Here is an 11,209-nt window from a genome sequence, read left to right on the forward strand (position 1 = left end):
ACTGCTACGGGAGCAGCGGCCCGCGCGCCCCGTACTTCCCGGGTGGTACGCCATGTGCCGCTGGCCGTACGACGACCCGCGGCCCCTTGGCGGCCAGGCTCGAAGGCACCACACCCATCGAGGAGTTGATCCCCGTGAACGTCCTGGCGCACCTCTGGGCCGGCGGCGGCCCCGGCCCCTGGTTCCTGCTCTTCCCGCTGGTCTGGCTGGCCGTCGTGGCCGGCGTCGCGCTGCTGCTGCGCCGCACCGTGCGGCGCCGGCGCGCCCCCTGGCAGCGCCCCGGCGCCCCGCGGGCCGCCTCCGGCGAGGACCGCTCGCCCGTGTCCGTACTGGGCCGCCGATTCGCCTCGGGCGAGATCGACGAGGAGGAGTACTGGCGGCGGATGTCCGTCCTGGAGGAGCACTTCGGCACCCGCGGAACGAAGGGCGGGAAGGCGTGAGGGCGGGGGAGGCCCGGGTCGCCGCCCAGGTCACGGACGCGGTCAAGGTCTACGGGAGGGGGGACGCCCAGGTGCGCGCCCTGGACGGCGTCACCGTCGCCTTCCCGGCCGGCCGCTTCACCGCCATCATGGGCCCCTCCGGCTCGGGAAAGTCCACCCTGATGCACTGCGCGGCCGGACTGGACACCCTCACCTCCGGCTCCGCCTCCATCGCGGGCACAAACCTGACGGCGCTGGACGATCGGCGGCTGACCCTGCTGCGCCGCGAGCGCGTCGGGTTCGTCTTCCAGGCCTTCAACCTGCTGCCCACCCTGACCGTCGCCGAGAACATCACCCTCCCGCAGGACCTGGCGGGGCGGCGCGGCGACGCGGAGTGGATCGACGCCCTGATCGATGTGGTGGGGCTGCGGGACCGGCTGCGGCACCGGCCCGCCGAGCTCTCCGGCGGCCAGCAGCAGCGCGTCGCGGTGGCCCGCGCGCTGGCGGGCCGCCCGGAGGTGGTCTTCGCCGACGAGCCGACCGGCAACCTGGACTCGCGCTCGGGCGAGGAGGTGCTGGGGCTGCTGGGCCGGGCGGTGCGCACCATGGGCCGTACGGTCGTGATGGTCACCCACGACCCGGTCGCGGCCGCCCACGCCGACGAGGTCGTCTTCCTCGCCGACGGCCGCCTGGTGGACCGCCTGGAGCGGCCGAGCGCCGACCGGGTGCTGGACCGCCTCAAGTCCTTCGAAACCAGGGCCGGTTCGGCGGGGGACGGGCCGAGGGGGACGGGTAGGGGCAGCTCCGGTGCGGCGCGGGCGGTGGCGCCATGACGCGTGCCGACGGCGGGAGCGAGGCGAGGGCCGCTGCCCGCCTCGGCCGTGCCGCGCTGCGCGCCGACAAGCGGCGCTTCGCCGGGACGTTCCTGGCCGTGCTGCTGGGCGTCGCCTTCCTCAGCGGGACGCTCGTCATGGGCGACACGCTGCGGGCGGGCTTCGGCACGCTCTTCGGCAGCGCGGCCGACGGTACGGACGCGGTGGTCCGCAGCGCCGATGTGATCACCGCGGAGGGGCGCGGGCGCGGCACCCGCGAGCCCGTCGCCACCGAACTGGCCACCACGCTCACCACGGTGGCGGGGGTGGCCGCCGCCGAGCCCGCCGTCCAGGGCGCCGGGCAGCTGATCGGCAGGAACGGCAAGCCCGTCGGCGGCACCGGCCCGCCCACTCTGGCGGGCAACTGGATCACCGACGCCCGGCTCAACCCGTACCGCATCGCCCAGGGGCGCCCGCCGCGCGCGCCCGGCGAGGCCGTCGTCAACCGCGGCGCGGCCGAGGAGGGGCGGCTGAAGGTCGGCGACTCCACCGTGCTGCGCACCCCCGACCCCGTACGCATCATGATCGTGGGGATCGCGACCTTCAACGGCGGGGACGGCCTGGCGCGCACCACCTTCACCGCGCTGACCCGCGCCGATGCGGAGAAGTACCTGACCGGCGGGCCGGGGCGGGCGGCGTACATCCAGGTACGGGCCGGGCCCGGCGTCAGTCAGCAGCAGCTCGTGGACGCGCTGGCGCCCGCGCTGCCCCGGGGGATCGAGGCGGTCACCGGCGAGCAGTGGGCCGCGGAGAACCTCGACCAGATCTCGGGCACCTTCCTGTCGCTGTTCACCACCCTGCTGCTGGTTTTCGCCGGTATCTCCCTGCTGGTGGCGACCTTCTCGATTCACAACACCTGCGCGATCGTGGTTGCCCAGCGCACCCGTGAGAACGCCCTGCTGCGCACCCTGGGCGCCTCCCGCGGACAGCTCACCGCCGCGACGCTGGCCGAGGCCGCCGTGGTGGCCGGGGCCGCGAGCGCGCTCGGCCTGCTCGCGGGTCTCGGCATCGCGGCGGGACTGCGCTCGCTCTTCCCCGCCCTCGGATTCCCTTTCCCAGAGGGGGAGTTGACGGTCAGTTGGCTCTCCCTCGCACTGCCGCTCGCCGTCGGCGTCGTGGTCACCCTCGCCTCGGCGCTGCTGCCCGCCGTGCGCGCCGGGCGCACCGCCCCGATGGCCGCGCTGCGCGAGGTGGCAATCGACGCCTCGGGCGCCTCGCGCACCCGGGCCCGGCTGGGGGAGGCCCTGGGCGCGGCGGGCCTGGTGCTCACCGCGTTCGGTGCGGCCGGCACCCGGGACATCTACCTGGCCGGCGGCGGGGCGCTGCTCACCCTCGTCGCGTTCGTGGTGCTCGGCCCGGTCGTGGCCTCCCGGGCGGTACGGATCCTGGGCGGGCCGCTGGTACGGGCGCGCGGCGTCACCGGCGCCCTGGCCCGGCGCAACGCGCTGCGCTCGCCGAGGCGCACCGCGGCCACCGCCGGTGCGCTGATGATCGGCGTGGCCGTGGTCAGCCTGTTCGCCGTCTTCGGCGCCTCCCTGAAAGCGACCATGGACCACAGCGTGAGCCGCGCTTTCGCAGGTGATGTCGCCATCAGCGCGGCGACCCTGGGGCCGGGCGGCAGCGGGCTGAGCACCGCGCTCGCCCCCGCCGTGAGCAGGCTGCCCGAGGTGGAGGCGGCGCTCGGGCTGGGCCGGGGCGTGGCCGAAGTCGACGGCTCCGGGCGGCAGTTGACGGTCACCGACCCGGCCGCCCTGGGGCGGGTCCTGGACCTGGGGGAGGTGCGCGGCTCGCTGGCGGGGCTGGGCGCCACCGGGCTGGCCGTCTCCCGGGACGAGGCGGCGCGGCACGGCTGGCGGCCGGGCAGCACCGCCGAACTGGCCTTCGCCGACGGCGCGCGGCAGCGCTTCACCGTACGGGCCGTCTATGAGCGCGCCGACCTCGCGGGCACGTACGTGATCACCCGAGGGGCATGGCAGCCGCACAGCGTCCAGGACGCCGACACCCTCGTCGCGGTCGCCTTCAAGGACGGCATCCCCCTGGAGCAGGGCAAGGCCGCGGTGCAGCGGGCCGCGGACGCCTATGGAAGCCCCCAGGTGCAGACCCGCCAGGAGTACGCGGCCGCGGCGGCGGGCGGCATCGACATGTTCCTCACCCTGGTCTACGCGCTGCTGGCGCTGGCCGTGGTCATCGCCCTGCTGGGTATCGCCAACACCCTCACCCTGGCCCTGCACGAGCGCACCCGCGAACTGGGGCTGCTGCGTGCCGTCGGCCAGAGCCGCGCCCAGCTGCGCGCCATGGTGCGCTGGGAGTCGGTGCTGGTGGCGGCCTTCGGCACGGCGGGCGGGCTGGCGCTCGGCGCCTTCTTGGGCTGGGCACTGGTACGGGCCTCCGACCGTGCGCAGACCGGCGTCTTCGCGCTGCCGGCCACCTCACTGGCGGTGGTGGCGCTGGTCGGACTGGCGGCGGGGGCGCTGGCCGGGCTGCGCCCGGCGCACCGGGCCGCCCGCCTGAACGTACTGCGGGCCATCGCCACGGAATGACGCAGCCCCGGCACCCGCCGCACCGGAGCGATCCGGCCGCCGCGTCCCGGGCTCCGCCCTCAGCCGACCTTCGCTCCCCGTACCCGGGGGTGGGGGTCGGCCGTCAGCGCAGTCCCTTCCAGTGCGGCGGCGCTCCAGCGTGAGGGAGGCCTGCGGGACTCCTCGTGCGTGTGGCACAGCGTGGGAAGGGTGAACCAGATGACTTTTCCGGTGCCCTCGGGCCGTACGCCCCAGCTCTCGCTGAGGGCCGCGACCAGGGACAGGCCCCGTCCGCTGGTCTCCATCGGTTCGGCGGGCCGTATGCGCGGCAGCCGTGGATCGAGATCGCGCACCGAGACCGTCAACTGGTCCAGGAGGACCGACAGTTCGACGGTGCACTGCTTGCTGGGGCGGGCGTGCTGATGGACGTTGGCGAGAAGTTCGGTCACCCCGAGTGCGGCAGGGTCTATCAAGGCGTCGAGACGCCAGTACCGGAGCTGCGCCGATACGATTCTGCGCACTTGACCGATCCGCGACGGCAGGGCCTGGAGCTCCACCGTGCAGTGTCTGCTGGGCTGCCTGATCACGACCGCGACTCCCTGATGAGGTCGGGCGCCCTCGAGCGTGGCGGGGGCGAAGATCGGATCCAGCGGCTGGGTGGCGCCGGGCCGACGTCACTCTGTCACCGCTGGTGAACCCTCAGTGATACGAGTCCAGGGTCGTCCCGCGAGCGCGCTCCCGCAACCGCACCGTTGCCCGCGGGACGCCGTCAAGCACGTTCGGAGCGTGCCTGCTGCACGGCGTCCAGGAAGCGTTCCGGGGCGCCCAGTCTGAGCGAGTAGCGGTGGCCGTTGAGGGTGGCCAGCGCCCGGTCGCGCGAGGGGAACCAGGGCCGGTGCGTGTGGACGGTCTGGACCGGCGCGCTGTCGATCTCGGTGCCGTAACTGGTCAGCAGCACCACCCTGCCGTCCCTGACCACCACTTGCCCCGCTCGTGTCAGAGATCGCGGCCAGCGCTCGATGCGCACCCCGGTCGCGTTGAATTCGGGCTCCGCCATGGTGCACCACCTCCTCGGCGTCACGGGCGAGTGGCCTGACCCGCCCCCTCGGTGGGAAGTCTGCCCGCGTGGCGGCCCATGCACCAGTGCCCATTGGCCAAAGCTCGACGAACAGCCGTCCCCACGCGCTGCCTTGGGGCTGCCCAAAGCGATGTTTATGCAGGTGAGAAGCGTGCGACGGGTGGTTATGATCGGAACTGGCCCGGCGGTCAGCGCGGGCTCCGTGCAACGGTGAGGAGCACGCCGATGAGCATCACCCAGCAGCCTTCGTCCCCCAGCGGCGCCCCCGGGGGCCCGCTGCCGACCGTGGACGTGGACCGCACCGATCCGGACTACCGCGGCTGGCTCAAAGAAGCCGTGCGCAAGGTCCAGGCGGACGCCAACCGCACCGCCGACACCCATCTGCTGCGCTTCCCGCTGCCGGAGGAGTGGGGCATCGACCTCTACCTCAAGGACGAGTCGACGCACCCGACCGGCAGCCTCAAGCACCGCCTGGCGCGCTCGCTGTTCCTCTACGGGCTGTGCAACGGCTGGATCCGGCCCGGCAAGCCCGTCATCGAGTCCTCCAGCGGCTCCACCGCGGTCTCCGAGGCGTACTTCGCCAAGCTCATCGGGGTGCCCTTCATCGCCGTGATGCCCGCGACCACCAGCCGCGAGAAGACCCGGCTGATCGAGTTCCACGGCGGCAGCTGCCACCTGGTGGACGACCCGCGCACCGTGTACGCCGTCTCCGCCCAGCTCGCGGCGGACACCGGCGGCCACTACATGGACCAGTTCACCTACGCGGAGCGGGCCACCGACTGGCGCGGCAACAACAACATCGCCGAGTCGATCTACCAGCAGCTGCGCAAGGAGCGCTACCCCGAGCCCGCCTGGATCGTGGCCACCGCCGGCACCGGCGGCACCTCCGCCACCATCGCCCGCTACGTCCACTACATGCAGCACGACACCCGCGTCTGCGTCCCCGACCCGGAGAACAGCTGCTTCTTCGACGGCTGGCTGACGGGAGACGCCGCCACCGGCTGCGAGACCGCCTCCCGGATCGAGGGCATCGGCCGCCCGCGCATGGAACCCAGCTTCGTGCCCGGCGCGATCGACCGCATGATGAAGGTCCCCGACGCGGCGAGCATCGCGGCGGTACGCGCCCTGGAGACGGCCATCGGCCGCAAGGCGGGCGGCTCGACCGGCACCGGCCTGTGGAGCGCCCTGAAAATCGTCGCCGAAATGGTCGCCGAGGGCCGCACCGGCTCGGTCGTCACCCTCATCTGCGACCCGGGCGACCGCTACCTCGACAAGTACTACTCCGACGCCTGGCTGGCCGAACAGGGCCTGGACATCGCCCCGTACGCCACCGCCATAGAGTCCTTCCTCAAGACCGGCCGGTGGCCGGACTGCCGGGCCCAGCAGGACTGAGCGCTCCGCTGTCGTGTCCGCTGGAGGCGCGGTCAGTCAACTGCGGGCCGGCGGGGTCCGTCCGCGCAGTTCCCCGCGGCCCCTATGGGACCCGGCCGTGACGGCAGCCCACCTTTCCCACTTTCCGGCCGAGGCGCCGGGCGGATGCCGCAAGGCGCAGCAAGGGGCTGGTCATCGCCGTGGTCATCAGGGCGACCAGGGCGAGGATCCCCAGCAGGCGCTCGTCGATGATGCCCGCCTGGTACCCGGCCTGAATGACTGCGGGCAGAACGCCCCGAGTGCGTACGGCTATTGACGCCGTGCTGCCACACGCTGCCGTGGTGGAGCCGCTCTTGGCGCCGGTGCGCCGTCAGGGGTGGCCCACCTGGGAGACGCCGTGGACGTTCAGCTTGGCCTGCACATCGTCCAGAAGCGTGCGCAGCAGTTCGGCGAGCGCCTCACGCTGCTCGTCGGACAGGCCGTCGAGCAGTTCCACTTCCCGGCCCAGGACCCGGTCGACGGTGCGCTCCACGAGGTCGTGACCGGCCTCGGTGAGCTCCACCAGAACGGCCCGGGAGCGCCCCGGGGCGGGGCGCCGGACGACCAGGTTCTCGCGCTCGGCCCGGGCCAGCCGCTGGGAGATCGCGCCGGCCGTCACCAAGGAGTGCTCGGCCAGCTCGCGGGTGCTCAGGGTGTAGGGCGGCCCGCTGCGGCGTAGCACGCTGAGCAGGTCGAGGGTGGCCGGGTCGACGTCCGCTTCGGCCAGCGCCCGGCGGCGGTCGTCGCCGAAGTGCTTGGCGAGCTGCCAGATGCGGGTGACCACGCCGATGGAGGTCACCGGGGTCTGCGGACGCTCCCGGCGCCAGGCGATGGCGATGGCCTCCACCGGGTCGCGGATCAACTCCGGCCCCTCGGCCCTGAACTGCTGCGAAGACTCCATGGATACCTCTCACCGCGTGCTACGTTTAGCTGCCAATTAAGATCTAAACATAAGGCTTCAGGGCTTCGATGTTACGCCGTCGGCCCGCTGCTGGGCATAAGCCCTGACCCCGTTCAGCCCTGACCCGCTCCGACCTACCAGTGGTGACCATGAGTGCCTTAGCAAGGGAATCAGCCAAGGAACAGAACCCATCGCGTGCGGCCGGGGCGGCTGGCGCTCCTCGCGGGGACGGACCTGCGGCCCGCGACTGGGCCGGGCTGGTGGTCGTGCTGCTCGCGATGTTCATGAGCCAGATCGACATGTTCATCGTCAATGTCGCGGCCCCGGAGATCCAGTCCGATCTGAACGCCGGATTCGGACAGATGCAGTTCGTGATCGACGGCTATGTCATCGCCTACGCCGCGGGCATGGTGGCGGGGGGCCGGCTGGGGGACCGCGTCGGACGCAAGAAGGTGTTCCAGTACGGCGTCGCCGCCTTCACGGTCACCTCCCTCCTGTGCGCCCTGGCCCCCTCGGCGAACACCCTGATCGCCGCGCGCGTCCTCCAAGGGCTCTCGGCGGCCTTGATGACACCGCAGGTGCTCTCCATCCTGCGGGCCGTCTTCGTCCACGGCCATGACCGCGCCCGTGCGGTGGGCGCCTACGGAGCGGCCATCGGCTCCGGTGTCATCGCCGGACTCGTAGGCGGCGGACTGCTGCTCAACCTGGACGTGGCCGGCCTGGGCTGGCGCATGATCTTCCTTGTCAACGTGCCGATCGGGATCGCCATCCTCGCTGCGGCGGTGCCGGCGGTGCCGGAGAGCCGCAGCGCCGACAACCCCCGGCTGGACTTCGTCGGTGTGGTCTTCACTGCCGTACTGCTGCCGCTGGTGCTGGTCCCGCTGACCATCGGCCCCGAGAAGGGCTGGCCATGGTGGACCTTTGTCTGCTTCGCGCTGGGCTTGGTGGTCGTCGTCGCGTTCGTCCGCTGGGAGCGGCGTGTCGAGGCTCGGGGCAGTGACCCGCTGCTCCCCGGCAGGCTGCTACGGGCCAAGGGTTTCCCCCTCACCATGGCCACCGTTCTGGCCTTTTTCGCGGGCAACGCGGGCCTCTTTCTGGTGCTCACCTACCACCTTCAGTCCGGCATCCGCCTGTCTCCGATGAACGCGAGCCTGGTGTTCGTGCCGCTCGGGGTCGGCTTCATCATCGCCTCCGCAGCCTGCCGGGCGCTGGCCGCCAGGTTCGGCATCCGCGTCTCCATCGCCGGCGGGGCCATCATGGCCGTGAGTCTGTGCTGCGTGCCGGCCGTGACCGGCGCGGAGCCGGACTCCCAGAGCCTGCTCCTGGCCGCCGTCATGGGCGTCTCGGGATTCGGGCAGGGGCTCGTGGTGGCACCGCTGATCGACACGGTTCTCTCGCGCGTCCACCCCGACGACGCCGGCGCCGGCTCGGGCGTGCTGAACACGGTCACCCAGGCAGGCATGGCCCTCGGCGTTGCTGCCATCGGCGCCGTCTACCGCGCCGTCCTCGGCGCCAACCCGCAGTCACCTGAACACCCCGTCAGCGCCTCCGACTTCGCCGATTCCTTCGACGTCACCAGCCTCGTACTGGCCGTACTGGCATTCCTCGTGGCACTGCTGTGCGCACTTCTCGGAAAGTCCCGCTCGGCCGACGACACCGCTCAGCCGGCGCCGTCCCGGGCCTGAACCCGGCACTGCCGCGCTCCAGCAGACCGGCAGCCGCTCCTGCGGGGGGTGCGCGCAGGACCCCGGGCATCGTGCTCGCAGAGCGGCGCCGGGACGACAACTCCAGCGCGGCCGACGCGGGGTGCTCCTCCAGGCGACTGACGACGTAGCCCGCACGGCCGCCCCAGGCGTCGCGGTTGCCGATGACGAACGGACGGCGTTCGTCGCAGCGGACGGCGGTGGTGAGGAGGCCGGGGCGTGAGGCGTCCCGGGCCCGGGTGCCGGGGCAGCGCGGATCACGGCCCGGCGACCGGTGGAGCTGCAGATTCCCACGACGCTTGTGCGGCAGGGCGGCCGGCTCCTCGTAGTGCGCTCGCGGTTCGCCAAGGGGGCCGGTGGGTGAAGGGACACCGCAGATGCCGTTCGCAGTGGCGGCGTTCCGCGGAATCCGAGTGGGGAGTCGGCGGGGCTGTCACTCCCAGGTGACAAGCGGCTCCGCCTTGCCGGTCTCGATCCATTCGACCCTCGAGGGCGCGCCGCCGCCCTTGTCCGTGACGAAGATGGAGCAGTCCTCGTAGCTCTCGCCCTTCGGGGCCTTGTCGAAGTCGGTGACACCGTCGGCGTCGGGGCACGGCGTGAACTCGCGCGGGGGCGGTGGGGCGGCCAGATTGCCACTGGCATCGACGGTGGGTACCACACTCTGTGCATCGGGCAGGATGCTGATGGCCGTCAGCTGGCCTTCGCTGTTGTAGGACACGAGGTTCGGGCGGCCGACCCTGCCGTCCTGGGTCTTCGTGACCTTGTAGTGCAGGTAGTACGGCGTCCTGCCCGCGTAATCCGATGCGCCCTTGAGGACGTCGAGATCGGCGTTGGCGCCCTCCTCGATACGGACAACGGCCACATCGATGCCGTTGGCGTTGGCCGATTCCCCGATCTTCACCTCCTTGCTCGATCCGGAGCATCCGGCAAGGGCCAGCATGGCTCCAACGGCGGTGACGACGACGGCAGTTCGTGCGGTTCGGCTGTTCACTGCATCCCCCCGAGCGTACGGTTCCCGGTCGCCGCGAGCATACTGTGCACCCCTCGAGGAAACTAGATAAATCTTCTAGAAAACAACTTCATGAAGTGCGCTCCCTGATCCATGCTCGGCCCACGGCGCAGGCGGGTTCGGTGCGCGCTGTCGCGTACCCGCAAGCATGGACGTGCGACGACGCGGCGGGAGGGGTGCGAAGTTGTGTGCCGCTCGTGCGTGGGCGCGGGGGCTGGCGGCTCTCCCGCTGATGCTCGCGGTCTTGGCCGGCGCGGCGCAGTCGGGAGCGGCCGACCGCACCCGGATCTCGCGGCCCTTGCCGTCCTGGGCGGGACGGCCGGGCGGGCACCATGCCTGAGAGGGTGTCAGATGTCTGTGGGGCAGGGGTGGTTGGGGAGGGGTGTGGCCGTCACAGGTCGGTGTCGTTGCCGCCCTCGCCCGCCACCAGCAGTTCCGGCGGCAGTTCGGCGATCTCCTCGCGGGCCCGTGGTGCCAGGCCGCCGTCGGTGACCAGGACGTCGACCTCCTCCAGGGAGGCGAAGGAACTCAGGCCCACCGTGCCCCACTTGGTGTGGTCGGCCACCACCACGACCCGCCGTGCGGAGCGTACGAAATGGCGGTTGGTCTCCGCCTCCGCGAGGTTCGGTGTGGACAGGCCCGCCTCCACCGAGATGCCGTGCACGCCCAGGAAGAGCACGTCGAAGTGGAGCGAGCGGATCGCGGCGTCGGCCACCGGGCCCACCAGGGTGTCGGACGGGGTGCGCACGCCGCCCGTCAGCACCACCGTCGCGGCGCCCGCGCGCGGTGACGAGCCGCCGCTGGCCGCGGCCCGCTGGGCGTTGTAGAAGACGTCCGCCACCCGTACCGAGTTGGTCACCACGGTCAGGTCCGGTACGTCCAGCAGCTGCTGGGCCAGGGCGAAGGCGGTCGTGCCGCCCGCCAGCGCGATGGCGCTGCCCGGCGCCGCCATCTTCGCGGCGGCCTTGGCGATGTCCTCCTTCGCGCTGAGCTCCAGCGCCGACTTCGCCTCGAAGCCCGGCTCGTGCGCACTGGGCTCGCTGACCGGCACCGCGCCGCCGTGGACCTTCTCCACCATGCCCTGCCGGGCCAGCGCGTCCAGGTCGCGACGGACCGTCATGTCCGAAACGTTCAGTTTGCGGGTGAGTTCGTTGACGCGTACCCCGCCGCGGCGTCTGACCTCGTCCAGGATCAGGGCGCGCCGCTGCTCCGCGAGGAGGTTCTGATTGTCGCTCACCACGGCCTGGCCTTTCTTCTTCGGTCCGTCCGGCACTTCCTGCGGCCGTCGTCGCCGGTGC

Annotated in this window: 11 protein-coding genes; 6 read left to right on the forward strand and 5 right to left on the reverse strand. The window is 72.2% G+C overall.

Translation table 11 applies throughout. The features are described from left to right. Positions 1–134: 134 nt before the first annotated feature. From AC4IJH_RS15710 to AC4IJH_RS15720, 3 genes are read left to right on the forward strand one after another with little or no spacing between them, the layout of a single operon-like run. Positions 135–440 (forward strand): SHOCT domain-containing protein, encoded by a 306-nt coding sequence (locus AC4IJH_RS15710; protein ID WP_490852332.1) that lies wholly within the window; start codon positions 135–137, stop codon positions 438–440. After that, positions 437–1,252 (forward strand): ABC transporter ATP-binding protein, encoded by an 816-nt coding sequence (locus AC4IJH_RS15715; protein WP_490852301.1) that lies wholly within the window; start codon positions 437–439, stop codon positions 1,250–1,252. Before AC4IJH_RS15710 ends, AC4IJH_RS15715 begins: the two co-directional genes overlap by 4 nt. Further along, entirely contained in the window at positions 1,249–3,831 is a 2,583-nt protein-coding gene (locus AC4IJH_RS15720) for an ABC transporter permease (protein WP_490852302.1), read from the forward strand. The genes AC4IJH_RS15715 and AC4IJH_RS15720 overlap by 4 nt, the downstream gene beginning before the upstream one ends. 59 nt (positions 3,832–3,890) lie before the next feature. On the opposite strand, the gene AC4IJH_RS15725 is transcribed toward AC4IJH_RS15720, so the two are convergent. Next, positions 3,891–4,397, reverse strand: coding sequence for an ATP-binding protein (locus AC4IJH_RS15725; protein ID WP_490852303.1), 507 nt, complete (start codon positions 4,395–4,397; stop codon positions 3,891–3,893). Positions 4,398–4,579: 182 nt separating this feature from the next. Then, positions 4,580–4,867 (reverse strand): hypothetical protein, encoded by a 288-nt coding sequence (locus AC4IJH_RS15730; RefSeq protein WP_490852304.1) that lies wholly within the window; start codon positions 4,865–4,867, stop codon positions 4,580–4,582. Between the two features lie 246 nt (positions 4,868–5,113). On the opposite strand from AC4IJH_RS15730, the gene AC4IJH_RS15735 reads away from it, so the two are divergent. Beyond that, positions 5,114–6,280: a PLP-dependent cysteine synthase family protein gene (locus tag AC4IJH_RS15735; protein ID WP_490852305.1), complete on the forward strand. Its 1,167-nt coding sequence runs from the start codon at positions 5,114–5,116 to the stop codon at positions 6,278–6,280. A gap of 97 nt (positions 6,281–6,377) precedes the next feature. Then, a complete protein-coding gene (locus AC4IJH_RS15740; RefSeq protein ID WP_490852306.1) occupies positions 6,378–6,575 on the forward strand; it encodes a hypothetical protein in 198 nt (65 codons plus the stop codon). Between the two features lie 54 nt (positions 6,576–6,629). Here the strand turns inward: AC4IJH_RS15740 and AC4IJH_RS15745 are convergent, their stop codons facing one another. After that, positions 6,630–7,199, reverse strand: a complete 570-nt coding sequence (locus AC4IJH_RS15745) for a MarR family winged helix-turn-helix transcriptional regulator (RefSeq protein ID WP_490852307.1) — start codon at positions 7,197–7,199, stop codon at positions 6,630–6,632. Between the two features lie 149 nt (positions 7,200–7,348). On the opposite strand from AC4IJH_RS15745, the gene AC4IJH_RS15750 reads away from it, so the two are divergent. Then, positions 7,349–8,884: an MFS transporter gene (locus AC4IJH_RS15750; protein WP_490852308.1), complete on the forward strand. Its 1,536-nt coding sequence runs from the start codon at positions 7,349–7,351 to the stop codon at positions 8,882–8,884. 451 nt (positions 8,885–9,335) lie between these two features. On the opposite strand, the gene AC4IJH_RS15755 is transcribed toward AC4IJH_RS15750, so the two are convergent. Further along, entirely contained in the window at positions 9,336–9,893 is a 558-nt protein-coding gene (locus AC4IJH_RS15755; protein WP_490852309.1) for a hypothetical protein, read from the reverse strand. Positions 9,894–10,302: 409 nt separating this feature from the next. Then, entirely contained in the window at positions 10,303–11,148 is an 846-nt protein-coding gene (locus AC4IJH_RS15760; RefSeq protein WP_490852310.1) for a DeoR/GlpR family DNA-binding transcription regulator, read from the reverse strand. Between the last annotated feature and the right edge of the window lie 61 nt (positions 11,149–11,209).

The sequence above is a fragment of the Streptomyces sp. UF-297 genome (assembly GCF_058245575.1).